Source organism: Neorhizobium sp. BETTINA12A (assembly GCF_023006485.1).
In the GTDB taxonomy this organism is placed as follows: Bacteria; Pseudomonadota; Alphaproteobacteria; order Rhizobiales; family Rhizobiaceae; genus Neorhizobium.
In genome coordinates this window covers 1-23,384 of sequence record NZ_JALBGW010000077.1, presented here as the reverse complement: position 1 = coordinate 23,384, position 23,384 = coordinate 1, and the positions used below count along the sequence as shown (strand labels likewise).

Sequence of the window (23,384 nt, the reverse complement as noted above, 5' to 3'; positions counted from 1 at the left end):
GATCGCGACGCGCTGGCGCTGCCCGCCGGAAAGCGCGGCCGGGCGGCGGTCAAGCAGGGCGCCGAGGCCGAGAATCTTGCCGGCCTCCTCGATCCGCTTGTCCTTCTCGGCCTTGCTGAGCTTCGACGTGTAAAGGCCGAAACCGATGTTCTGGCGCACGGTCATATGCGGATAGATCGCATAGTTCTGGAACACCATCGCGATGTTGCGCTGCTTCGGCTCGCGCTCGTTGACCACTTCCGAGCCGATCTTCAGCGTGCCGCCGGAGATTTCCTCAAGGCCTGCGATCATCCGGAGCGTCGTCGACTTGCCGCAGCCGGAAGGGCCGACGAAAACGACGAATTCGCCGTCGGCAATCTGGAGGTCGATGCCCTTGACGGCCTCGACCTTGCCGTAGCGCTTCACCAGTTTTTCAAGTTCGATCGTCGCCATCAGCGGGCTCCCGTCAGGGCGGTGAATTTCTGGTTCAGTTCTGCGGCGGCCTTCGCCTCATGGTCCGCCGCCTTCTTGGCTTCGGCTTCGAAGGCGGCAAGCTTGTCGCGATAGGCAGATATCGCGGCGTTCATAGGCTCTGGCGCGGGACCGCCGAAACGAGCGCGCACGGCGACGAAATGTTCGGGCGAGACGATCTCCTTGAATTTTTGGAGATCGACGGAAGGCCTGCGGCCGGCCGAATGCTCGAAGGCCTTGAGGAAGGGATCGTAGCCGTCATTGGGTAGATCACCCTTGGACGCGACGACGCTCCTTGCCGTCGCTGCGGCAATCTCATGCGCCTCGCGGAACGAAAGCCCTTCGATGCGCACCAGCGAATCGGCAAGCTCGGTAATGGTGATGCAGGACCGGCGGATATTCTGGTCGACACGCTCCGGATCGATACTGATCTGGGCGATCAGCGCGGCGAGCAGGTCGAGCACGCGGGAGGCGGAGGCGAAGGCCTCGTAGCCCATGCTTTGAGTCTCGCCTTCGCTGTCGTTCATGTCGGTGAAGGGCGTGTTGTGCATCACGTCGAGCACCGTGCGGGCGCGGCCCATCGTCTGGCTGGCGAGATGGCGCAGATGCTCGATCGGCACCGGATTGCGCTTCTGCGGCATGATCGAGGAGATCTGCACCAGCGCGTTCGGCACGTAGATCTGGCCGACTTCGAAGCTCGTCCAGAACTGGAAATCCTGGATCAGGCGGCCGAGATGCAGGAACATCAGCTCGATCGCCGAATAGGTGGAGGTCGTGTAATCGACCGCGGCGATGCAGGAGTAGGAGTTCCTGAGGGGCGCAGAGAAGCCGAGCAGCTCCGCGACCCTGGCGCGGTCGATCGGGAAGCCCGAGGTGGTGATTGCAGCAGCCCCCATCGGCGACAGGTCGACGATTTTCCGAGCCTCGGCGAAACGCTCGATATCGCGGATGAGTATTTCGATCGCGGCCGAAAGATAGTGTCCGAACGTGGTCGGCTGGGCCGGTTGGCCGTGGGTATAGGCGACGATCAGCGTCGCCTTCTCGCGCTCGGCTGCATCGACCATCGCGGCGAGCACTTTGCGGGCCTTGCCCATCAGCGTGTCGATCTTGTCCTTCAGGCCGAGCTTGAAGAGCGTGTGGTCGATGTCGTTGCGTGACCGGGCGGTGTGCAGCCGCCCGGCGATATCGACGCCGATGCGGGCCTTCAGCTCCTTTTCGATCAGGAAGAAGAAATCCTCGACCTCGCCGGTATAGACGAGCGTCGACGGATCGATTTCCGTGTCGATCGCCTCCAATGCGCCGGCAATCTTGGACGCGATTTCCTTGTCGAGGATTCCGGTCTCGACCAGCATCACGAGATGCGCCCGGTCGATTCGGCGGAAACCGTCCACATGGTGGCTCTTGGCGCCGTCGAAGAGCGGCCGGAGCACGGTTTCCTTGTAGACCGGATCGGGGAATTTGCTGGTGTCGGAAAGGCGCGGGTTGATGTCCGCCATGGTGTTATCCTTGCATTATCCCTTTAGGCCCGCCAGCATCACACCGCGGACGATGTAGCGCTGCAGGACGAGGAAGACGAGAAGGGTGGGAAGGGTAGCGATCGCCGCACCCGTCATGATCATTTCCCACTGGATGGACTGCTCGACCGCGAAGCTCGAAAGCCCGACCGGCAGCGTATAGAGTTCCTTGCTGGTGGTGACGATCAGCGGCCAGAAGAACGCCGTCCAGTTGCCGAGGAAGGTGAAGATCGCGAGCGCCGAAAGTGCCGGCGTCACCAAGGGCAGCGCCACTTTCCACCAGATCTGGAATTCGTTGAGCCCGTCGACGCGCGCCGCCTCGATGAAGTCGTTCGGCACGGTTTCGAAGAACTGCTTCATCAGGAAGGTGCCGAAGGCGGTCATCATGCCGGGGAACATGATACCCCAGTAGCTGTCCAGCCAGCCGAGCTGGCTCGACATCAGGTACCACGGGATGACCAGCATCTCGGTCGGGATCATCAGCGTCGAAAGGATCGCAAGGAAGATGAAATAACGGCCGCGGAACTCGAACTTCGCCAGCGTATAGCCGACAAGACTGTCGAAGAAGCAGTTCGACAGGGTGACGATGACGGCGATCAGCGTCGAATTGAAGAACCAGCGCATGAACCGCCCGTCGGCCAGAACCGAGATATAGTTCGCAAGCGTCGGCGCGGCCGGGATGAGGCGCAGGTCGTAGATCTGGTCGGGGGTCTTCAGTGAGGTCGAAAACATAAAGGCGATCGGCGACACCATGATCAGGCCGCCGATGAACAGGATGGTCCAGGTGACGATCAGGCCGGGACGGACCTTGCCGTGGCTGAGGCGCGTGGCTTCGCTCATTTCTTTTCCCTCAGTATCCAGAGCTGCAGCAGCGATACGATCAAGAGGATGGTGAACAGCACCACCGTCTGCGCCGCGGCATAACCCATCGCATAGGAGTTGAAGGCGGTCTGGTAGATCATCAGAACCAGCGGCTTGGTCGATCCGAGCGGTCCGCCGGGATCGTTGGTGGTCATGTTGTAGACCTGGTCGAAGATGCGCAGGAAGCCGATCGAGGAGAACACCACGAGGAAGACGGTGGTGGGTTTCAGGAGCGGCAGCGTGATCTTGCGCAGGATCGCCCATTCGCCAAGACCATCGATGCGCGCGGCTTCGTAGAACGTGCCCGGAATGGCACGCAGACCGGCCATGAAGATGATGATCTGGAAGCCGAGGCCGGCCCAGATCGCCGTCACCATGATCGAGAACAACGCCTGGTCGGTCGAGCGGATGAACGGCTGCTGCGGAATGCCGAGCATGCTGAACACGTCATTGATGACGCCGATCGGCGGCGGCTGGTAGAACCAGCGCCAGACCCAGGCCATCGCCGCAGCCGTCGTCAGGAACGGCAGGAAATACAGCGCCCGGATGAAACTGTGCATGAAACGGACACGATCGAGAAAGAAGGCGATCGTAAACGCGGTGACGAGACTGATCGGCGTGCCGATGATCAGGTAGGTGAACGTGTTCTTGAATACCTTCCAGAACTGCGGGTCCTTGAAGAGCTTGATATAGTTGGCGAACCCGATGAATTTCGCCGGCCGCAGCAGGTCCCAGTTGGTAAACGACAGGTAGAAGGCTTGGAACGTCGGATAAAAGCGGATGATTGCGTAGAAGAGGATCGGCAGGGCAAGGAAACTCCAGACCCAGACGAGGCGCCGCGTTCGCATGGAAAAGCGGTCGCCAAAGGATGTCCCTGGGGATCCGCCGGGGCGGCCGGACGCCGCCCCCTGCTGTTCAATCGCTGCCATGACCGGCTCCGTATCTTACGGCTTGGCCGCGTCGATGATTTCCTGCTCGGCTGCGGCCGCCTGTTTGATCGAGTCCTCGACCGACTGACCCTGCAGCAGCACGCGGTTTGCCATGTCGATGGCGTTCTGGCGCTGGCCCTGCTCATCCATGAACAGCGTGGTGTGAGCGTATTCCAGGCCCTTCAGGAACGGCGCGTAGATCGGGTCCTTCAGGTTGGTTTCGGTCAACGCTGCGGAACGGAGCGCCGGCAGCTCGCCGACGGTCTTCAGCCAGATGTCCATGGCGGCCGGAGAGGTGATGTAGGCCAGGAACTTCTTCGACGCTTCGAGCTCTTCGCCCTTCGCCTTGGCGCTGATGCCGTTGGCGAAATAGCTGGCATAGTTGGAGCGCACGCCTTGCGCATTGGCCGGCAGTTCGGTCACGCCCCATTCGAAGTCCTTGATGCTCTTGAAGGCGCCGAGGCGGAAGGTGCCGTCGATGGTCATGCCGGCCTTGCCGCCGCGGAACGCCGCCTGGCCTTCGTCCATGAAGCCGGCCGCGCCGATCTTCTTTTCAAGCTGCAGGCTGGTGTAGAACTTCAGGGCCTTGATGCCGGCTTCGCTGTTATAGGCGACCTTCTGGTCGTTGTCGGTATAGGGCACGCCGCCGAACTGGCGGATCAGCACTTCACGCCACCACTGGTGGTCCTGGCCGGCCATGTCGAGCGTCGAACCTTCGACGACGAGGTTGCCGGAAGCGTCGCGCTTGGCGATCTTCTGGGCGGCGGCGACATATTCGTCGAGCGTCTTCGGCGGGTTGTTCGGGTCGAGGCCGGCCTCGGTGAAAAGCTTCTTGTTGTAGAACAGGGCGAGTGAGCGCACGGCGGTCGGCAGGCCATAATAATCGTCGCCGCGCTTCATGGCCTTGACGATCGGGAAGAACTCGCTTTCGATCTTGGCTTGCGGGAACGCATCCTTCGGAAGCGGAGCGAGGAGGCCGCCGGCGACGAACTTGTCGAGCCAGCCATAGAACAGCTGCATGACGTCGGGACCATTGCCGGCCATGTTGGCGGCGATCACACGCGTCTGGTAGTCGGCATAGGGGAACGTGACCTGCTTGACCGTGATGCCCGGATTGGCCTTCTGGAACTCGGTGATGAGCTGGTCCATCGCCTTCACACGCGTGTCGAAGACATACTGCCAGTATTCGATTTCGACCGCCTGTGCGGCATTGAATGCGAATGTGCTGAAACCGGCGACGAGACCGGCGAACAAAGTTGCCTTGCGCATGTGAGCCTCCATTTGCCCCGCCGGGTGCTCCGGTCTTGGGGTCTGATTGTTCCCTGCATTCGGGATGCGACCTGCAGCCCGACGCGTTTATTGGTTTTCGGGAGGCGAGCCTCCCTTTGACGTGCTGCGGCGCTATGCCCCAGCCCTACCCTTACGGTTTCCTGAGTGGGATCGTTTGTCAATAAGATAATTTACTTGAATTATTCTATTGCGGCATACCGCTTCCCGGCGTTATGAATTCTGCCAACCGAAGGTGGGCGAAATGACCATACACACGATCGGCACGCACCCGGTGGCTATCGGCAAGAACCCTGAACGCAGCCGTGAGCACAACCGTCGCGTCGTGCTGGATGTGGTGCGCCGCCACGGTTCGCTCGGTCGCGCCCATATTGCAAAGCTGACGCAACTGACGCCCCAGGCCGTTGCCAATATCGTCGACGAACTGGCGGGAGAGGGGCTGCTGATGGAAATGGGCCGGCTGAAATCCGGCCGCGGCCAGCCGCCTATCCAGTTCGCTGTCAATCCCGAGGGCGGCGCCACCATCGGCGTCGAAATAGCCGCCGACCATATGGTGACGGTGGCGCTCGACCTGTCTGGCGGACTTCGGGCAAAGCGCATCACGCCGCTCAAGGATACCACTCCCGGGCATATCCTTTCCGCATTTGCCGCGGAGCTTGCCGCCGTCACCGAACTGGTCGGTGCAAAGCTGCTCGGCACCGGCGTCGTCATGCCCGGTCCGTTCGAGATCGACGGCATGACCTCGGTCGGCCCGACGACGCTGCCGGGCTGGGCAGGCCTCGACGCCGCCCAGGCGCTCAGTGAAGCCTGCGGCCATGCGGTGATCGTCGAAAACGACGCGACGGCGGCGGCCGTCGGCGAGCGGCTGTTCGGCGCGGGCCTGGCGATCTCGAATTTCTGCATGATCTATTTCGGCGTCGGTATCGGCCTCGGCATCATCCAGGACGGCGCGCCCTATCGCGGCGCCTTCGGCAATGCCGGCGAAATCGGCCATGTTACCGTCGTGCCGAAGGGCAGGCCCTGTCCCTCCTGCGGCCAGCTCGGCTGCCTGGAAGGTTATGTTTCCGCCTATGTGCTGAAGGAAAAGCTGAGCTGCATCGGTATTTCCGACACCGAGTTTTCCGATCTCGAAAAGCTCCACGCCGGCCGCCACCGGGTGGTCGAGGAATGGATCGACGAGGCGGCGACCTATCTCGGCCCGATGGTCGCCATGCTCGAAAACATCCTCGATCCGCAGACGGTCATCCTCGGCGGCGCGCTGCCGGATGCGATCATCGAGGACATCGTCGCTCGCATGGGCAATCTGCCGACCTCGGTCGCGAGCCGCAGGCAGCGCGATCTGCCCCGCGTGCTGCGCGGCCAGACGGGACAATTGACGGCAGCGCTCGGCGCCGCCGCCCTTCCGCTTTTCGACATGGTGACGCCCAAGCTGGAAACCTCGCTTGCCGCGCTCGCCGATATTCCCGCATGACATATTGAGGAGAATTTCATGCTGACCGCCCGCGAACGCATCGAACGGCAGATGGCCGATCCCTCGCTCGTCCGGCTCCATCGCAAGCTGACGCGGCTGAAGTCGACGGTCACGATGATGAACACCGGCGCCCACCCCGACGACGAGCAGAACGGCATGCTCGCCTGGTTCCGCCTCGGCCTTGGCATGCGCGTCATCATCGCCTGCTCGACACGCGGCGAGGGCGGCCAGAACGCGCTCGGCCCCGAACGTCTCGGCCCGCTCGGGGTGATCCGTTCCCGCGAACTGGAAGAGGCGGCCCGCGCGATCGACGGCGACGTTTCCTGGCTCGGCCACGGCCCGACCGATCCGGTCCATGATTTCGGCTTCTCCAAGGATGGCGACGCCACCTTCACCCGCTGGGGCCAGGCCCGCACCATCGAGCGGCTGGTGCGCGCCTATCGCATGGAACGCCCGGATATCGTCATCCCGACCTTCCTCGACGTGCCCGGCCAGCATGGTCATCACCGGGCCATGACCCGGGCCGCGGAGACCGCGATTACGCTGGCCGCCGACCCCAATGCCTATCCAGAACATTTCACCGAGGGCCTGAAGCCCTGGAAGGTTGCGAAATATTACCTGCCGGCCTGGTCCGGCGGCGGCGATACCTATGACGACGAAGTCCCGCCGCCGGATACAACGGTCACGGTTCTGGCCAAGGGCCGCGATCCGGCCACCGGCGCGGACTATGACCGGATCGGCGAATGGTCACGGTATTACCATGCCTCCCAGGGCATGGGTCACTGGCCGAAACGTCCGGAAAAGGACTGGCAGCTGCACCTGAAGCTCTCCGCTACGCGCTCGAAATCCGAGCAGTCGGTGCTCGAGGACCTGCCGGCATCGCTGACCGTCCTTGCCGGTTTCGCCGGCCTGCCCGCCAACGTGGCGGAAGCCCTGCGCTGCGCAGACGCCGCCATTGCCGTGGCTTCCGCGGCCTTCCCGGATCGCGATGCGATCATCAGGGCGCTGACCGAGGCCACCGGCTGGCTGGACATCGTAGCCTCCTCCGCACCGGAAGAGTTTGCGACCCTGCAGGGCCACCGCATCGCCCGCAAGCAGACGGAAATCGATGCTGCCATCCTCGATGCGGCCGCGATCTTCGAACGCGCCTATGCAGATCCCTCCGTCATTTCTCCAGGAGGTGCGGCGGCGCTCACCGTCGAGCTTGGCGAAGGCGCTTCGAACCACAAGGTCGATGTCGTCCCGGTTCTGCCGGCGGGCGTATCGTCCTCCGTCCAGTCGCTCGCCAACGACCGCGTATTCGCGCTGACGGCAGCATTGGACGCGCCGCTCTCCGGCCTCTACCTGCCCGCCTGGTCGGCGCTCGGCGGCAACGGCCACGCGCATGTAAAAATCTCGGCGGAGATCGGCGGCCGTACGGTCTCCGGCACTTTCGATCTCGAAGAGCCGTTTGCGGTAACGCCCGCCCAGTCGCTGACCCTGCTGCCGGATGCGCTGCTCGTGCCCCTCGGCACGAAGCAGACGGAATGGCCGATCAAGGCCAATGTCTCCGGCGTCAACGCACCCGTCTCCTTCAAGACGCCCGCCGGCTGGGTGATGAAGAAGACCGATGGTGGCTGGATCGCCTCCCCGACCGATGCGGCCAAACCCGGCCTCGTCGAGCTCGAACCGCAGGTCGACGGCCACCCGGCCTTCCAGGTCACGCCGATCGCCTACCGGCATATCGGCCGCGCCAGTTTCCGAGCCCCAGCCACGCTAAAGATCCTGTCGGTCGACCTGAAACTGCCGGAAGGTGCACGCATCGGTTATGTCGGCGGCGGTGCCGATCGCGTCGGCATGTGGCTCTCCCGCATGGGCCTCGATGTCACCGAGCTCGACGCACAGGCACTCTCTGGCGATCTGTCGCGCTTCACCACGATCGTCGTCGGCATCTTCGCCTTCGGCATCCGCAAGGATCTTGCCGTCGCCACCGAGCGCCTGCATCGCTTCGTGGAGGAGGGCGGCCACCTCGTGACCCTGTATCACCGTCCGACCGATGGCTGGGATCCGGACGAGACCCCGGTTCGCCGCATCGAGATCGGCTCGCCGTCGCTGCGCTGGCGCGTGACCGATCCGAAGGCCGAAGTCACCGTGCTTGCGCCGGACCATGTTCTGCTCAAGGGACCGAACAGCATCGGCCCTGAAGACTGGCAGGGATGGGACAAGGAACGCGGCCTCTATTTCGTCTCCCGCTGGGATGACGCCTATGAGCCGCTTCTGGCCATGCACGACGCCAACGAACAGCCGCTCAAGGGCGCGCTGATCTCCGCTGCCATCGGCCGCGGCCGCCACACCCATACCAGCCTCGTACTGCATCACCAGCTTGACAAGCTCGTGCCCGGCGCCTTCCGGCTGATGGCGAACCTCGTACAGCCGGCGTGAGCACGGAGGCAGTCCCCGAAACGGATCGAGAGCGGGCTTCGAACGCCCGCATAGGCATCGGCTGGCTGCTTCTCGACATGACGCTGGTCTCCGGCGGCATGACCGCGCTGGTGAAGGCGCAAGGGGCGACCTATCCCGCATTCCAGCTCGTCTTCATCCGGGCGATGATCGGGCTCCTGTTCATCCTGCCGCTGATCTGGCGGCATCGCGCCGAGATGCGCCGGGTCAAACATCCGTGGCGGAATATCTTTCGCATCTCCTGCAATGCGGTGGCGCTGACCAGCAATTTCCTTGCCATCACCATGCTGCCGCTCGCGATGGTCAATGCGGTCGGGTTCTCCCGGCCGCTGATCACCATGGCGATGGCGGTCGCGATGCTCGGCGAGACGGTGAGCCGCATCCGCTGGCTCGGCGCCGGCCTCGCCTTCATCGGCGTACTGATCGTCATGGCGCCCGGCACATCGAGCTTCGATATCGAGGTGATCGTTGTGCTGGTTTCGGTCGTCTTCGGGTCGCTGGCGATCATCCAGACCCGGGCGCTGAAGGACGAGAACACCACCGTCATGATGGTCTTCTACACGGTCGGGCTCGCCGTCATCACCGCCGTGCCCGCCGTCTTCACCTGGAAACCGGTCATGCCCTTCGACTGGATCCCGCTGCTCGGCATCGGTTTCCTCGCCCAGCTCGGCCAATATTGTTTCCTGCGCGCCTACCGGATCGCCGATGCCAGCGTGCTCGCGCCCGTCGGCTACCTCTCGATCGTCTTCGTCACCGTCACCGGCTACGTCTTCTTCGGCGAGGTGCCCGAGGTGAGGGTGGTGATCGGCGTGATCGTCATCCTGGCCGCACTGCAAGGCGCAGCCTGGCTCGACCGACGTCGCGGCCGCGCCCTCAGCAGGAAGGCCTGAGCAAAGCCCCCCTTTCAGCGAAGCCTCCCTTGAGCCAAGGGATGTGATGCGATGTGAAGGTCCCGGGACTATGATTGCCAAACTTTATCCTTTCCCGCACGTTATCGCAGTGACAGGAGGCGATCGCAGTGACAGGAGGCGCTGATGGTCGCTCTAATGTTCGTTCTGGCAATCGTTGCGGTTCTCGCCGGCATATTCGCATCCGGCAGATGGCCGCCGCACGCCGACGGCAATACCTGGACGAGCTTGCCGTCGACAGCCTGGCCTGCACGAGCCTGGCCGAATTGGAGCGAAAGGCCGAGCGTCAGAGGGAAGTCCGCGATCGCAAACAGACCCGTAGACTGCGGGTCAATCGCCCGCACCCGACTTTGATGGTGAGATAGCGCGAATGGCGAGCGGGAGCACGAGACGGGGTTGTTTGTAGCCGAAGGACGAGTTCACTACGCACATAGCGGGGGGTAAACAGACGTCGCGCTGGATTCTTGTTCGCGCTAGTTGCTAACCAATGAGGTTTTCGTCAGCGTATTTAATGACGCGGGGTTTCGTATCATCTGAATTCCTTATCCCATTGACGATTCGCTGAAATATTACAGGCTCCCAATCATCCTTGGTGAGATAGTAATTAAGATCGACAAACTTACCGATGCGATCGGCTCGCATGGTTTCCGCGAGACGATAGAGAACGTAGCTAGGATGTCGTATGAACGCGTGGTCACCAACATCCAATTCGCACGCTGGATCGTGATATTTCCCAGGCCTAATCGAAGTAATGTTGATAAGCAGACATTGAGAGTCCGCGCACGGATTGTTCATCACCGCAAAGAGATGATGGACCTCGTTGATAGGCCCTAGAAACGATGCTGTCTTATAGGGAACATAGCTCATGCGGCTCTGAACGCAGCTATCATCCGCCGTTCGGTTTGGAGGTCTTCAGCTAGATCAACCGGGTCATTCTTTTCGAGCACTTGGAATATCCGTGCCAATTCGATTGGGATTGAGGAGCCCGCCGGGTCTTTCCATTCGGGACAAAATTCATGTGTCCAATCAGCTAAAGCAAATCGATCAATGTCTTTGAACTTGCCCCAGGTTTCTTCAAGCAACTTGATGTCGCCCCGGCTAAGCTCATCCAGATCGCCAATTTCGATCTGTTGTGACAGCATGAGATTTTCGTGTCGCCGAGGAGAGATGAACTCAAGCCAATCTTCTTGGCGCGTCGGCGCTGCGCCGTTCATATAGCTGTAGGTGTAAGAGTTTACCGGACCGAACTTCATAGACACATATGTGTCGTTCGTTATCGGAAAATCTCTACGCTCCAGGCTGAGACGGTCGGCAAGATAAATCAGCTTTGTAGCTTTGAGGATGTTGATTTCCCCACCAGACTTCAATGCAAAAAAAGCGGTGACTTGCGCCGCTTTTCGCGTAAGAAACCAGTCCGGAATGTTCGGTACGTAAGTCATGTTCTGCTTGTCCAGGCGTAATGAGCCATGACAGCCAAATTCTCCAACGTGGTCACACTTGACCTTGATACAATTCTATATGTGATTTGCGAATCAACTGTAAAGACGCCCAAAGGTTCATATTGCGATATGGCAAGCCTGGTTAGGTGACGCTTGCTCCCACCGTACCGTACTAGCATGCATGGCAGGCGAAAGGTTGGGGATATGTCTTGAGCGCGGCGTTGTTTCCTGATGCCTCCCAGACCCATCATCGTTGATTTGTGGCAACCCTCTGGCCACATCAAACATTTGATTTCACAGTGGAAGTTTGGTGGAGCTAAGCGGGATCGAACCGCTGACCTCTTGCATGCCATGCAAGCGCTCTCCCAGCTGAGCTATAGCCCCATCAGGGTGGTCCGGTATTTTCCGGTCCTGGGAAACTCCGCCGGGCGCCTGTAAGGGCCGTCCCGTTGGAGTGGCGGCTTATTACTTCCGGTTTACGGAGAGTGCAAGCCGTATTTTGTGCGCCCGGCAATTTTTATTGAATTGCCGGGCCTTAACTTCGATATCGGATCAGACTTCGTCGTCGTCGCCGGTCACGCCGATGATGCCGGACATGTCGTCATCGTCTTCGTCTTCGTCGGCTTCCAGGAAGGTATCGTCGTCGTCATCGCCGATATCGACATCGTCGTCATCGCCGATATCCGGGATATCGTCGCCGCTGGCTGCCTCGTCGCCCTCTTCGAGCGATACGAGTTCGACTTCCGGATTTTCGGTATCGACTTCCTGGACGTCTTCTTCCTCGGCCTGTTCCATCTTCTTGGCGGCGCTGTGCTCCTCGAAGAAGGACAGCGGCCAGGATTTGCCGGAATAGGGGGAAACGACCGGATCGCGGTTCAGGTCGTAGAATTTCTTGCCGGTATCGGGGTCGGTCCGCTTGGTTCCGAGTTCCGCTTTTGCCACAGTCAGAGCCTCATGAGATGGCCGAATATTTCGGCGCGCCGCTTGGACAGCGGCCTTATAGGGTGAAAATCTAAGCCGGTCCCCATAAGGCCTGCGCTCTTTGATGTCAAAGACAAACTTTTCATGGACCTCATAAGAGCGAATACGGTGACCGGTGGCAGGCTTTATGTTAGAGACGACGGGGAAATTTTACCGCAATGGGCCGGCCTGCCGTCTCTCCGCTCGGGACTGATAAGAGGTTGAAAAACATGTACCAGCCGCCGCATTTTCGCGAAAAGGATCTCGGAACTCGGCATGCGCTGATCGGGACCTATCCGATCGGTCTGCTGGTCACACCCGGGGCGATTCGGGAAGCATGAGTTTGAAGTCCAAGCCAGCAATCGTCATCGCCATCGACGGTCCCGCAGCCGCCGGCAAGGGTACGTTGTCGCGGCTGATCGCCGACGCCTATGGTTTTCATCATCTCGACACCGGGCTGACCTATCGCGCTACCGCCAAGGCACTGCTCGATGCAGGCCTGCCGCTCGACGACGAGAAGGTCGCCGGGAAAATGGCCCGTGAGGTTGAACTGGCCGGCCTCGATCGCGATATATTGTCCGCGCATGCGATCGGTGAGGCGGCCTCGAAGATCGCGGTCATGCCGTCGGTCCGCCGGGCTCTGGTCGAGGCGCAGCGTGCCTTTTCCCTGAGGCAGCCGGGAACGGTGCTCGACGGGCGCGATATCGGCACGGTCGTCTGTCCCGATGCGCCGGTGAAGCTCTATGTCACCGCGTCCGCTGATGTGAGGGCAAGGCGCCGTTACGACGAGATCGTCGGCAAGGGCGGCGAGGCGGATTACGGTGCGATCTTCGCAGACGTGAAGAAACGCGACGAACGCGACATGGGCCGGTCCGATAGTCCTCTGAAGCCCGCCGACGATGCGCACTTGCTTGATACCTCGGAAATGAGTATAGAGGCCGCGTTTCGGGCAGCGAAGTCCATCATCGACGCCGCCCTGAAGAGACAATCGAGTGAGAATAGCGAAATAGAATAGCCCGAGGTTCGGTCCCCGCGCCGGATTGCCTCCCCCGGATCATTCCGATGAGGGAGGCGGACCCGAACTTTTGGGCATGTGCAACACGAACCACCGGCGCTGTATGGGCCCGTATCGGGTACCTCAGGAGATTTCATGGCAGTATCTAACCCCACGCGGGAGGACTTCGCAGCCCTTCTCGAAGAATCCTTCGCTTCCAACGATCTGGCGGAAGGCTATGTCACAAAGGGCATCGTCACCGGGATCGAAAAGGACATGGCCGTCGTTGACGTCGGCCTCAAGGTCGAAGGTCGCATCGCGCTCAAGGAATTCGGTGCCAAGGGCAAGGACGGTTCGCTGAAGGTCGGCGACGAAGTCGAAGTCTATGTCGAGCGCATCGAAAACGCGCTGGGCGAAGCAGTTCTGTCGCGCGAGAAGGCTCGCCGCGAAGAAAGCTGGGTCAAGCTCGAACTCAAGTTCGAAGCTGGCGAGCGCGTCGAAGGCGTCATCTTCAACCAGGTCAAGGGTGGCTTCACCGTCGATCTCGACGGCGCTGTTGCCTTCCTGCCGCGTAGCCAGGTCGACATCCGTCCGATCCGCGACGTCACTCCGCTCATGCACAACCCGCAGCCCTTCGAAATCCTCAAGATGGACAAGCGCCGCGGCAACATCGTGGTTTCGCGCCGCACGGTTCTCGAAGAGTCCCGCGCCGAGCAGCGTTCTGAAATCGTTCAGAACCTCGAAGAAGGCCAGGTTGTTGACGGCGTCGTCAAGAACATCACCGATTACGGTGCGTTCGTTGACCTCGGCGGCATCGACGGCCTGCTGCACGTCACCGACATGGCATGGCGCCGTGTGAACCATCCGTCGGAAATCCTGTCCATCGGCCAGCAGGTCAAGGTACAGATCATCCGCATCAACCAGGAAACCCACCGCATCTCGCTCGGCATGAAGCAGCTCGAGTCGGATCCGTGGGATGGCATTGCCGCCAAGTATCCGGTCGGCAAGAAGATTTCCGGTACAGTCACGAACATCACCGACTACGGTGCATTCGTCGAGCTGGAGCCGGGCATCGAAGGCCTTATCCACATTTCCGAAATGTCCTGGACCAAGAAGAACGTTCATCCCGGCAAGATCCTGTCCACGACGCAGGATGTTGACGTGGTCGTTCTCGAAGTCGATCCGTCCAAGCGCCGTATCTCGCTTGGCCTGAAGCAGACGCTCGAAAATCCGTGGCAGGCATTTGCCTACAGCCATCCGGCCGGCACTGAAGTCGAAGGCGAAGTCAAGAACAAGACCGAATTCGGCCTGTTCATCGGCCTCGAAGGCGATGTCGACGGCATGGTCCACCTCTCCGACCTCGACTGGAACCGTCCGGGCGAACAGGTCATCGAGGAGTTCAACAAGGGCGACGTCGTCAAGGCTGTCGTTCTCGATGTGGACGTAGACAAGGAGCGCATCTCGCTCGGCATCAAGCAGCTCGGCAAGGACTCGGTCGGTGAAGCCGCCGCTTCCGGCGACCTGCGCAAGAATGCCGTCGTTTCGTGCGAAGTCATCGCCGTCAACGATGGTGGTGTAGAGGTTCGTCTCGTCAACCACGAAGACATCACCTCCTTCATCCGCCGCAACGACCTGGCACGCGATCGCGACGATCAGCGTCCGGAGCGTTTCTCGGTTGGTCAGGTCTTCGATGCCCGCATCGTCAACTTCTCCAAGAAGGACCGCAAGGTCATGCTGTCGATCAAGGCTCTGGAGATCGCAGAAGAGAAGGAAGCAGTCGCTCAGTTCGGTTCGTCCGACTCTGGCGCTTCGCTCGGCGACATCCTCGGCGCGGCTCTGAAGAACCGCGGCAACAACGAGTAATCGACGCCTTTTAGAAATCGAAAACCGCCGGATGCAAGTCCGGCGGTTTTTTCATGCGCAGTTTTTGCGGGTCGAAATCAGGTCCAGCCGGCCATGCGCCAATAGAGGTCGTTTGCCCGGTCCGCATCGTCGGTGGCTTCCTTCGAAACATCGTCGCCGGGGTGCTCCTGGGCGTGATCATCATCCGGACGTTCTTCGCTGAACGCCTGCTCGCCGGCGGAATGCTGCTGTTCGCCGTCCTCGTCGGTCTTGGAGATCGCCTTCGTCTTGCGCTCCTCGGGGTCCCGCTCGCGTTCTTCCGGCGGATAGGCGACATAGGGCAGGGCGACGCCTTCGCGAAACATCGGCGGCAGGGCGATCGGAAGAGCGAGCTGTTCGGCGACTTCCGTCGCACCCGTGGACGGACCGTTCGCGTTCGCGGAAGTACCGCCGGTGCGGCCCGTTGAACCTGTGCTTGACGGTTCGTCGGTGGCCGGCTGCGTAGGCTTTGCCATGGCCGCGCCCGCTACCTCGCCCGTCTGCAGGGCCGATTTTCCGATAAGCTCGCTGTCGGTCAACTGCTGCAGCGCCTGTTGTTCCGGCAATTGTTTAGCCGCAACCGGCAGGCTGTCGAGAAGGTCGCTGGTGGCGTCGGCAAGCACGTCCGCAAGCCATATGGTCGTCGCGCCGTTCGCCATCTTCTCCGTATTGAGCGCACGCGCGCCGCCTTGCTGTTCTAGGCCGCGCTGGGAAAGCCGGGCCAGCGCCGGCCCATCATAAAAGACGGGTTGAGAGCCGCGCCGATCGCCTGGAACGGCACTCGCGATCTGCCGACCTTCGTTGGCATGCGCCGCAGATGTGCTCTCCGGCGCATCTTCGGTCCGCACGGCAGCAAGCTCCGGGGTTTCGCTCTCGGCGACTTCGGCCGCTTCCTGCGCGGATGCCGAGACAGGTGCGGCGTCCGGATCTGTCTCGGCACTTACCTGCGAGGCATTCTCGTCGATGGGGCCCGGCAATGCGTCGATCTCGGCGGAAAGCATGGCCGGATTCTGAGCGGCGCCGGAAGTTGTCGCCGCAACGGGCGCTGCTTCTGCATCCTGCGTAGCTGCTTCTGCGGCAATCGTCTGTGGCGAAGCTCCGCCGAGCGCGGCTTCGTCGCCGGTCAGCATGGCCTCCGCCTCAGCCGCCGCCGCGGGCACGGTTTCTGAAGGCGCTCCGGATGGCGCGGCATTCGCTGGCTGTGGCAACGGGCTCGGCGCCTGTTCCGCTCCGGCATTCTGCCGATAGGAGCTGACGACAGCCTTGGCGGCGAGATCGCGGTCGAGCAGCTGCGCGGTCTCCAGCTGTATGGCGATGCGGGCGGCTTCCGGACTTGCGGGATTGTTGAGGATTTCGACGAGCAGGCGCAGCGAGATGCCCTTGACGAGCTGGTTGAGCGTCCGTTCGAGGGCAGCCTTCTCGGCTGGGTTCATCGCCTTGACCGCGTCTGAGAGGCGCTGGGCATAATCCGCCAACGCTTCGCCTTCGCGGCGCGGCACCTTGATCAGCCGGCCGATGGTCTCGGCGAAGATGGAAAATCCCTGCGCGAGCTGAAGCTGCGCCGAGAGCGAAAGGATATCCAGCCGCCCCGCCGACATCGGCGAAGAACCGATCAACCCGCTGTTCGCCGCGGCATTGGCCACGTCGATCCGCTGACGCAGCATCGGTTGCTGCGAAGGTGTCTGGTAGTCGACGAATGAACTGGTACGAACCGGCGGCAGCATCGTCCGCTCCAATGTCTGATAGAGACGATAGGACAGCTCGGCCGAAGGGTTCTTGTCTTTTCGCAACGATACGGCGTTGCGACCGGAACGCCTCATGGCGTCGCCAGTGCCGATACACAGGATGACTGTGGGGCAAAAAGGTTAACAACTCGCTAACGCATTCCCGTTTTCGCCGACAGGTCAGCGAAAATGATCCATTACGATGCAGATGAGGGGAGATTGGGGGTTATTGCTGGATCACGCAGCCAACTTCTTCTTCAACAATTCATAAATGCCGATTTCGTCCACCCGCACCGAAAAGATGTCGGCCTGGGATTTTTCGGCGCTGTCGGCGGCAAGCTCCTCGATTGCGCTCGCCGCCATTTCATTGGTCGGCGCTTCATTGTCTGCCAGGACCTCATCGGTGACGGAGTCGCCCTTGGCGGATTGATCGTCGGAGACGAGGCTGTCGCCCGCGTCGTCCGTATCGGTATTGGCGACCTGTTCGGCCGCCGCGGCGAAGAGGGCCAGCAGCGCGGTGTCGTCGACGGCAGGCGTATCGCCGGTGCCATCGGCAACCGGCGCGGCTGTCGCCTTGTCATTCGTCTTCTCGATGACGTCCTGAACCTTCTGAACGTCCTCAAGCTTCTTGCCGGCCTCCGCCGCCTGGATGTCGGCCTGGCGTTCGGCGCGGGTTCCGGCATCTTCGACACGGGTCGGATCGTAGCCCTGCGGACCGAGCTTCAGTTCTTCGAGCGTCTTCGGATCGGCGACGTCTTCGAGCCGCTGCACGACGCGCTCGACTTCCGTGTCGAGCTTGCCGCCATTGGCCTTGCGGTTGAGCCCGTCCATCAAGCGCTGGTTGTCGTCGCCGTAGGGGTTCTTGATCGCCGCGAGCAGCGTGTCCATGGAGATGCCGATGTCGTCGAGGCCGAGGTCTTCGGCGAGTTTGCCGACCTCGTCCGGCATCATCTCCTTCAGCGCATCTTCCAGCGCTTTCCCGAGCTTGTAGGAGGAGCGCGCCTCATCGGTATCGATGCCGAGCTTGATCGCCAGGCGATCGACGAGCTCGATCTTCAATTCGTTGGGGTCGGTTTTGTTGACGCTGAAAAGGGCGGAGGCGATCTTGTCGCGGGCGCGCCGGGCGTCTTCGCTGGCGCTGATCCGTGCTTCGACAACCGGATCGCTCTTCTTGCCGGTCCGCTGCTCTTCGTCTTTCTTGCGCTGTTCCTCGATGCCGTCGAGCATCGACTGCATCATGTTGGTCGCGGCAAGCCCATAAGTCTGCTGGGTAGGAAGCAACATGGCCCGAAATCCGGTCTCGTCGAAAGGTGCACCGCCAAGCAAAACTAGATTTGAAGGGTTAACGAGACGTTACCGGGTGGCTAGAACTTATGTCACCCTTTATCTATTCGGGCGGCCGCGGCTTCACCACCAGCGTCACCAGCACAAAACTCACGTAGAGAAGCAGATACCAGGACCCGAGCTTGCCGAACGATACTATGTGCCAGGTCTTCTGTGTCGGATAGATCCAGGTGCCCGTCAGCGTTCCGATATTCTCCGCAAGCCAGAGGAAGGCCGAGGAAAGAAACGCGGCAAGCACCAGCGGCATCCGCAAAGTTGTCCTGTTGGTGGTGAAATGGATGTTCACCCGCCGGAACACGATCACGGTCGCCGCAAACAGAAGATAGCGGATATCCGGCAGAAAATGATGGCTGAAGAAATTGGCATAAATGGCGATCGCCAGAAGCCCCGTCTGCCAAATTGGCGGATAATGGCTGAAGCGCATGTCGAAGATGCGGATCGTGCGGGCCATGAAGGAGCCGACTGCCGCATACATGAAGCCGGAAAACAACGGCACGCCGCCGATCTGGAGAAGCGATGTTTCCGGATAGGCCCATGACCCCATATGGATCTTGAATATCTCCATCACGGTTCCCGTGACGTGGTAGACGAGGATGACCCGGGCTTCGTCCCAGCTTTCCATCTTGAAGCGCAGGAACAAGATCTGGATCGTCAGGGCGGCGAGGAACAGGAAATCGTAGCGATGGACCGGCCAATCCGGTTGCCAGATGACTTTGGTGATGAGCAGCAGCGCCAGCATCATCGCCGCGAACAGGCAGGCCCAGGCCTGTTTCAGGCCGAACAGGATGAATTCTGACAGCCACCATGGAAGCGGCGCGAGCGCGCCGCGAATGAGAAGTCGCAACGGCTCGAGATAAGGCCCGGTCTCGTGGGCCGCCGGACGTTCGCGATAGCCTTGATCCATCCGCCGGTCAGCCTATCAGCTATGGGCGAAGATATCGGCCTCTTCCCAGCCCAGCAGGTCCAGCTTCGCCCGCGTCGGCAGGAATTCGAAACAGGCCTGGGCCAGTTCGGCGCGCTTGTCGCGCACCAGGCGGTAGGTCAGCTTGTCGCGCAGCGCATGCAGGTGGAGCACGTCGGAAGCAGCATATTCGAGTTGCGCCGGCGAAAGCACCTCGGCGGCCCAGTCGGATTGCTGCTGCGCCTTGGAAACGTCGACGTCGAGCATTTCCTTGAGATTGTCCTTGAGCCCGTGCCGGTCGGTATAGGTGCGGGTCAGCCGCGAGGCGATCTTGGTGCAGAACACCGGCGTCGTGGTCACGCCGAACGTATGGAAGAGCACGGCGATGTCGAAGCGGCCGTAATGGAAGATCTTCTGGCGCGACGGATCGGCGAGCATGGCGACGAGATTGGGAGCCTCGTTCTGGCCGGCCGCGATGCGGATCACGTCTGCCGAGCCGTCGCCCGGCGAAAGCTGCACGACGCAAAGCCGGTCGCGACGGGGCACGAGGCCGAGCGTTTCCGTATCGATGGCGATCGCCCCGGTATATCGGGCTGCAGCGACTGCCGGAATATCGCCTTCATGATACCTGATCTCTGCCATGTCCGTCTCCGTCTGCCTGTCTGCAAGGATTCGCTATAAACCACGTTTTTCGCCAGGGATATGGGTGATCTTGGGAAGGCCGCACCGCCAGCGGTCAAATGTGTTTCATTACGCGACCGAATTCTGCGCGGGCATTTGCTCAGCCTTGCACTTAATGCATTGCTGCATTGCAACCAAGCGGCTTGGCCTGCTTAAACGATTAGCCTATATCTTTGGTCATCGGGCGACGCACTCCTCCTCCCAGTGTTGCCTGATACGGATCGACAACATCCTCCTCCTCCCAGTTGTCGATCAAGTTTAAAGCCTGGCGCACCCTCCTCCCGCGCCAGGCTTTTTCCGTTTCTGGAGCAGGATTTCCTTCAAAACATTGCTTTTTGCCTTACGACAGCCGAGGTGCCGCGATCTGTGATTGGCGTCACGTAGGTGTCACGCACCGCCGATATACGAAACCTCGCCTTCCCTTTGAACTTTTCGTGAGGTTACTATGCGCAAGATTTTTGCCGCTCTGGTCGTTTCGACCGCGCTCGCCGGCGCCGCCCAGGCTGCCACCGTTTATCCGCTGGATCGCGCCACGATCCTCAGCGGCTCCCCCTTCGATTTCAAGGTCGAGTTCAACTCCGTCGTAAAGCCGGAAGACGTCAAGATCACCGTCAACGGCCAGGATTACAAGACTGTTCTCGGCAAGGAAGTCCAGTTCGTCGCGGAAGAAAAGAACAAGGACAAGATCCTCGGTTCTGCCGTCATCCTGCGCGGCCTGACCATCGCCACCGCTGGCGATTACAAGGTCGAGATTTCGGCCGGTTCCGAGACGAAGACCGTCACCTGGAATGTCTACGGCACGGGTTCTGCCCCGAAGGCCAAGAATATCATCTTCATGCTCGGCGATGGCCTTTCGGTCGCGCATCGCACAGCTGCCCGCATCATGTCCAAGGGCATGACCGAAGGCAAGGCCAACGGCCGTCTCGCCATGGACGACCTCGACCATATGGCCTTCGTCGGCACCTCGGCGACCAACGCTGTCGACACCGACTCGGCCAACACGATGTCGGCCTACATGACCGGTCACAAGACCGCCGTGAACGCGATCGGCGTTTATGCCGACCGCACGCCGGACTCGCTGGACGACCCCAAGGTCGAAACGATTGCTGAAGCACTTCGCCGCCAGACCGGCAAGTCGATCGGTATCGTCGCCACCTCCGAAATCGAGGACGCGACGCCTGCCGCCGTCGTCTCCCACACCCGTAACCGCAACGACAAGGCCGATGTCGTCGGCATGCTGCTAGGCGTCAAGCCGGACGTCCTGCTCGGCGGCGGTTCTGCGTATTTCCTGCCGCAGGCGACTGCCGGCTCGAAGCGCAAGGACGACAAGGATTATGTCAAGCTCTTCAAGGATGCCGGCTACACGCTGGCCACTGACAAGAACGAACTTGCAGCCGGCGCAAACGCCAATGGGTTGCTGCTCGGCCTCTTCCATCCTGGCAACATGGACGTCACGCTTGACCGCGAGTTCCTGAAGAAGGGCACCGTCGAGAAGTATCCGAACCAGCCGGGTCTGGTCGCCATGACCAAGGTAGCCCTCGATCGTCTTTCCAAGGACCAGGACGGTTTCTTCCTGATGGTCGAAGGCTCCTCGATCGACAAGATGTCCCATCCGCTCGACTGGGACCGTGCCGTCATCGAAACCATCGAATTCGACCAGGCGATCGCTGTCGCCCGCGAGTTCCAGAAGACCCATCCCGACACGCTGATCGTCGTCACCGGCGACCACACCCATGGCGTTTCGATCATCGGCACGGTTGACGATGACAAGCCGGGCACCGAGATGCGCGAAAAGGTCGGCACCTATGCCGAAGCCGGCTTCCCCAACTACAAGGACGAAAACGGCGACGGTTATCCGGACAAGATCGACGTTTCGCGCCGGCTGTTCCTTGCCGCCACCAACGGCCCGGACCACTACGAAACCTTCCGCCCGAAAATGGATGGCCCGTTCGTTCCGGCGATCCAGAACGAGAAGAAGGAATACGTTGCCAATGAGCAATACAAGAACGTGCCTGGCGCGGTCTTCGTTCAGGGCAATCTCCCGAAGAGCAGCGACAGCGGCGTTCACTCCGTCGATGACGTCGTCCTGCAGTCGTCTGGCCCCGGTTCGGAAGGCTTCAAGGGCTATATGGAAGAAAGCGACATCTACAAGGTGCTCGCCGATACTTTCGCGCTCGGCACCAAGCAGACCAACTAAGGTCTGACGGCCTGCCGTACCCGTGGTAGAACAACGCTCCCGGCCGAAACACGGCCGGGAATAGCGTTTCAGGAGGGTTTCATGGAAAAGCTCTTTTCAAAGGGTTTCAGCCGCCGCTCCGTGCTCGGCCTGGCCGCCGCCGCAGCTCCGCTGCTTGCGGCAGCCCGTTCCGCCGCCGCTGCCGATGACCTCGGTTTTAACGAACTCTATGGCAAGTACAGCGTTCTCGGCCTGGAATTTTCCGACAAGGTGAAGAAGCTGGCGGGCCGCGAGGTGGCGATCCGCGGGTTCATGGCGCCGCCGCTGAAGGCGGAAGCGGCTTTCTTCGTGCTGACCGAAGTGCCGATGGCGCTTTGCCCCTTCTGCTCCTCAGATGCGGACTGGCCGGATAACATCGTCGTCATCTACCTCCACCGCAAGCAGACATTCACCCAGGCGAACGAAACGATCGAGGTGCGCGGCACCCTTGAGGTCGGCTCCTGGAGGGATCCCGATACCGGATTTGTCAGTCTTCTGAGGATCCGCGACGCGGCATATCAGGGCGCGTGAACATGCTTTCCTTGCGTATAGACAATCTGGCCATGTCGTTCGCCGGTCTGAACAGCCCGGTTTTGCTGGTCGATTTTCTGACGATCGCAGCCGGCGAGCGCGTTGCCGTCACCGGCGGTTCGGGCTCCGGCAAGAGCACTTTCATCAATGTGATCACCGGGCTTGAGCGCCCCACCTCCGGCAAGGTCTTCTGGAGCGGCGAGGATATCGCCCGGCTTTCCGAGACGGCGCGCGACCGCTGGCGGGCTGAACATGTCGGCCTCGTGATGCAGGATTTCCATCTTTTTCCCGGCCTCTCGGCGGTCGAGAACGTGCTTCTGCCGGCCCGGCTGGCCCGTGTCGCCGATGCGGCGCTGATCGCCCGTGGCCACGATCTCCTCAAAAGCGTAGGCCTTTTCCGTCCGGGCCAGAAGATCGAGACCATGTCGCGCGGCGAGATGCAGCGCGTCGCGATCGCCCGCGCGGTGTTACGCAAGCCGGGCGTGATCGTTGCCGACGAACCGACCGCGAGCCTTGATGTCGAGGCCGGCGAGACAGTCGGCCGGCTGCTTCTGGATATGGCCGGCGAAACCGGAAGCACTCTGATTGTCGTTTCCCATGATCAGCGCCTGATCGACCGGCTCGATCGCCGCATCACTCTTGGCGCCGGTCGTATCGTTTCCGACAGTTTTCGCGAAGAGGTGGCGGCATGATCCGCTTCATTGCCGCTGATCTGCGCCGCCTCTGGCTTGGCGCTGTGGTGGTTGTGCTGCTGGTTGCGCTCGCCACCGCCCTCGGCGTCACCGTCACGCTGCAGGAGCGCGCCCTGCGGCTCGGCAGCGCCCGCGCCGCCGACAAGTTCGACCTGGTGATCGG

The 23,384-nt window shown here is 61.2% G+C and carries 19 protein-coding genes, 1 tRNA gene and 2 pseudogenes; 10 read left to right on the top strand and 12 right to left on the bottom strand.

Annotated elements, in window-relative coordinates:
• The 5 genes from MOV61_RS18255 to MOV61_RS18235 all read right to left on the bottom strand — a co-directional run.
• The coding region (locus MOV61_RS18255; protein ID WP_247137592.1) for an ABC transporter ATP-binding protein at nt 1-432 on the bottom strand (432 nt) is incomplete at its 3' end.
• Nucleotides 432-1,946 (bottom strand): argininosuccinate lyase, encoded by a 1,515-nt coding sequence (gene argH, locus MOV61_RS18250; protein ID WP_247137591.1) that lies wholly within the window; start codon nt 1,944-1,946, stop codon nt 432-434. The genes argH and MOV61_RS18255, both read right to left, overlap by 1 nt.
• Nucleotides 1,947-1,961: 15 nt before the next feature.
• Entirely contained in the window at nt 1,962-2,804 is an 843-nt protein-coding gene (locus MOV61_RS18245) for a carbohydrate ABC transporter permease (RefSeq protein ID WP_038547810.1), read from the bottom strand.
• Complete coding sequence (locus tag MOV61_RS18240) at nt 2,801-3,754, bottom strand: carbohydrate ABC transporter permease (RefSeq protein ID WP_038547813.1); 954 nt, start codon at nt 3,752-3,754, stop codon at nt 2,801-2,803. Before MOV61_RS18240 ends, MOV61_RS18245 begins: the two co-directional genes overlap by 4 nt.
• A gap of 15 nt (nt 3,755-3,769) precedes the next feature.
• Nucleotides 3,770-5,035 (bottom strand): extracellular solute-binding protein, encoded by a 1,266-nt coding sequence (locus MOV61_RS18235; protein WP_247137590.1) that lies wholly within the window; start codon nt 5,033-5,035, stop codon nt 3,770-3,772.
• 250 nt (nt 5,036-5,285) lie between these two features.
• Here MOV61_RS18235 and MOV61_RS18230 point away from each other — a divergent pair, with 250 nt between their 5' ends.
• The 3 genes from MOV61_RS18230 to MOV61_RS18220 all read left to right on the top strand — a co-directional run bounded on the left by MOV61_RS18230 (nt 5,286) and on the right by MOV61_RS18220 (nt 9,841).
• Nucleotides 5,286-6,512 carry an ROK family protein gene (locus tag MOV61_RS18230; protein WP_247137589.1) on the top strand — a complete coding sequence of 409 codons (1,227 nt, stop codon included), beginning with the start codon at nt 5,286-5,288 and terminating at the stop codon, nt 6,510-6,512.
• Nucleotides 6,513-6,530: 18 nt separating this feature from the next.
• Nucleotides 6,531-8,933, top strand: coding sequence for a PIG-L family deacetylase (locus tag MOV61_RS18225; RefSeq protein WP_247137588.1), 2,403 nt, complete (start codon nt 6,531-6,533; stop codon nt 8,931-8,933).
• A 77-nt stretch (nt 8,934-9,010) separates the two neighbouring features.
• Nucleotides 9,011-9,841 (top strand): DMT family transporter, encoded by an 831-nt coding sequence (locus tag MOV61_RS18220; protein WP_247137593.1) that lies wholly within the window; start codon nt 9,011-9,013, stop codon nt 9,839-9,841.
• A gap of 881 nt (nt 9,842-10,722) precedes the next feature.
• Here MOV61_RS18220 and MOV61_RS18215 read toward each other — a convergent pair.
• The 3 genes from MOV61_RS18215 to MOV61_RS18205 form a co-directional block, all read right to left on the bottom strand.
• Complete coding sequence (locus MOV61_RS18215) at nt 10,723-11,298, bottom strand: Panacea domain-containing protein (RefSeq protein WP_051899934.1); 576 nt, start codon at nt 11,296-11,298, stop codon at nt 10,723-10,725.
• Between the two features lie 308 nt (nt 11,299-11,606).
• Nucleotides 11,607-11,682 (bottom strand) — tRNA-Ala (locus MOV61_RS18210).
• Between the two features lie 168 nt (nt 11,683-11,850).
• Nucleotides 11,851-12,240 carry a TIGR02300 family protein gene (locus tag MOV61_RS18205; RefSeq protein ID WP_037080075.1) on the bottom strand — a complete coding sequence of 130 codons (390 nt, stop codon included), beginning with the start codon at nt 12,238-12,240 and terminating at the stop codon, nt 11,851-11,853.
• A gap of 248 nt (nt 12,241-12,488) precedes the next feature.
• On the opposite strand from MOV61_RS18205, the pseudogene MOV61_RS30605 reads away from it, so the two are divergent.
• The 3 genes and pseudogenes from MOV61_RS30605 to rpsA all read left to right on the top strand — a co-directional run.
• A pseudogene (locus MOV61_RS30605) lies at nt 12,489-12,584 on the top strand (FMN-binding negative transcriptional regulator); the annotation flags it as partial.
• 11 nt (nt 12,585-12,595) lie between these two features.
• Nucleotides 12,596-13,273 carry a (d)CMP kinase gene (gene cmk, locus MOV61_RS18200; protein ID WP_247137587.1) on the top strand — a complete coding sequence of 226 codons (678 nt, stop codon included), beginning with the start codon at nt 12,596-12,598 and terminating at the stop codon, nt 13,271-13,273.
• Nucleotides 13,274-13,408: 135 nt separating this feature from the next.
• Nucleotides 13,409-15,115, top strand: a complete 1,707-nt coding sequence (gene rpsA / locus MOV61_RS18195; protein WP_038547850.1) for a 30S ribosomal protein S1 — start codon at nt 13,409-13,411, stop codon at nt 15,113-15,115.
• Nucleotides 15,116-15,192: 77 nt separating this feature from the next.
• On the opposite strand, the gene MOV61_RS18190 is transcribed toward rpsA, so the two are convergent.
• From MOV61_RS18190 to MOV61_RS18175, 4 genes are all read right to left on the bottom strand, one after another.
• Nucleotides 15,193-16,953 (bottom strand): hypothetical protein, encoded by a 1,761-nt coding sequence (locus MOV61_RS18190; protein WP_247137586.1) that lies wholly within the window; start codon nt 16,951-16,953, stop codon nt 15,193-15,195.
• Nucleotides 16,954-17,094: 141 nt separating this feature from the next.
• Entirely contained in the window at nt 17,095-18,141 is a 1,047-nt protein-coding gene (locus MOV61_RS18185; RefSeq protein ID WP_247137585.1) for a hypothetical protein, read from the bottom strand.
• Nucleotides 18,142-18,244: 103 nt separating this feature from the next.
• Complete coding sequence (locus tag MOV61_RS18180) at nt 18,245-19,105, bottom strand: DUF817 domain-containing protein (RefSeq protein WP_247137584.1); 861 nt, start codon at nt 19,103-19,105, stop codon at nt 18,245-18,247.
• A gap of 15 nt (nt 19,106-19,120) precedes the next feature.
• Entirely contained in the window at nt 19,121-19,744 is a 624-nt protein-coding gene (locus MOV61_RS18175; RefSeq protein ID WP_247038185.1) for a ribonuclease D, read from the bottom strand.
• A 484-nt stretch (nt 19,745-20,228) separates the two neighbouring features.
• Here MOV61_RS18175 and MOV61_RS18170 point away from each other — a divergent pair, with 484 nt between their 5' ends.
• The 4 genes and pseudogenes from MOV61_RS18170 to MOV61_RS18155 form a co-directional block, all read left to right on the top strand.
• On the top strand, nt 20,229-21,980 hold the full coding sequence (locus tag MOV61_RS18170) for an alkaline phosphatase (protein ID WP_247038187.1): 1,752 nt from the start codon (nt 20,229-20,231) through the stop codon (nt 21,978-21,980).
• 81 nt (nt 21,981-22,061) lie between these two features.
• Nucleotides 22,062-22,529 (top strand): hypothetical protein, encoded by a 468-nt coding sequence (locus tag MOV61_RS18165; RefSeq protein ID WP_247038189.1) that lies wholly within the window; start codon nt 22,062-22,064, stop codon nt 22,527-22,529.
• Between the two features lie 2 nt (nt 22,530-22,531).
• Complete coding sequence (locus MOV61_RS18160; RefSeq protein WP_247137583.1) at nt 22,532-23,221, top strand: ABC transporter ATP-binding protein; 690 nt, start codon at nt 22,532-22,534, stop codon at nt 23,219-23,221.
• Nucleotides 23,218-23,384: pseudogene (locus tag MOV61_RS18155) on the top strand (ABC transporter permease); the annotation flags it as partial. The gene MOV61_RS18160 and the pseudogene MOV61_RS18155, both read left to right, overlap by 4 nt.

Excerpts from the sequence above, each read along its gene's own strand:
- argH (WP_247137591.1), bottom strand. The coding sequence starts at position 1,946 with ATGGCGGACATCAACCCGCGCCTTTCCGACACCAGCAAATTCCCCGAT.
- MOV61_RS18245 (WP_038547810.1), bottom strand. The coding sequence starts at position 2,804 with ATGAGCGAAGCCACGCGCCTCAGCCACGGCAAGGTCCGTCCCGGCCTG.
- MOV61_RS18240 (WP_038547813.1), bottom strand. The coding sequence starts at position 3,754 with ATGGCAGCGATTGAACAGCAGGGGGCGGCGTCCGGCCGCCCCGGCGGA.
- MOV61_RS18235 (WP_247137590.1), bottom strand. The coding sequence starts at position 5,035 with ATGGAGGCTCACATGCGCAAGGCAACTTTGTTCGCCGGTCTCGTCGCC.
- MOV61_RS18230 (WP_247137589.1), top strand. The coding sequence starts at position 5,286 with ATGACCATACACACGATCGGCACGCACCCGGTGGCTATCGGCAAGAAC.
- MOV61_RS18225 (WP_247137588.1), top strand. The coding sequence starts at position 6,531 with ATGCTGACCGCCCGCGAACGCATCGAACGGCAGATGGCCGATCCCTCG.
- MOV61_RS18220 (WP_247137593.1), top strand. The coding sequence starts at position 9,011 with ATGACGCTGGTCTCCGGCGGCATGACCGCGCTGGTGAAGGCGCAAGGG.
- MOV61_RS18215 (WP_051899934.1), bottom strand. The coding sequence starts at position 11,298 with ATGACTTACGTACCGAACATTCCGGACTGGTTTCTTACGCGAAAAGCG.
- cmk (WP_247137587.1), top strand. The coding sequence starts at position 12,596 with ATGAGTTTGAAGTCCAAGCCAGCAATCGTCATCGCCATCGACGGTCCC.
- rpsA (WP_038547850.1), top strand. The coding sequence starts at position 13,409 with ATGGCAGTATCTAACCCCACGCGGGAGGACTTCGCAGCCCTTCTCGAA.
- MOV61_RS18190 (WP_247137586.1), bottom strand. The coding sequence starts at position 16,953 with ATGAGGCGTTCCGGTCGCAACGCCGTATCGTTGCGAAAAGACAAGAAC.
- MOV61_RS18185 (WP_247137585.1), bottom strand. The coding sequence starts at position 18,141 with ATGTTGCTTCCTACCCAGCAGACTTATGGGCTTGCCGCGACCAACATG.
- MOV61_RS18180 (WP_247137584.1), bottom strand. The coding sequence starts at position 19,105 with ATGGATCAAGGCTATCGCGAACGTCCGGCGGCCCACGAGACCGGGCCT.
- MOV61_RS18175 (WP_247038185.1), bottom strand. The coding sequence starts at position 19,744 with ATGGCAGAGATCAGGTATCATGAAGGCGATATTCCGGCAGTCGCTGCA.
- MOV61_RS18170 (WP_247038187.1), top strand. The coding sequence starts at position 20,229 with ATGCGCAAGATTTTTGCCGCTCTGGTCGTTTCGACCGCGCTCGCCGGC.
- MOV61_RS18165 (WP_247038189.1), top strand. The coding sequence starts at position 22,062 with ATGGAAAAGCTCTTTTCAAAGGGTTTCAGCCGCCGCTCCGTGCTCGGC.
- MOV61_RS18160 (WP_247137583.1), top strand. The coding sequence starts at position 22,532 with ATGCTTTCCTTGCGTATAGACAATCTGGCCATGTCGTTCGCCGGTCTG.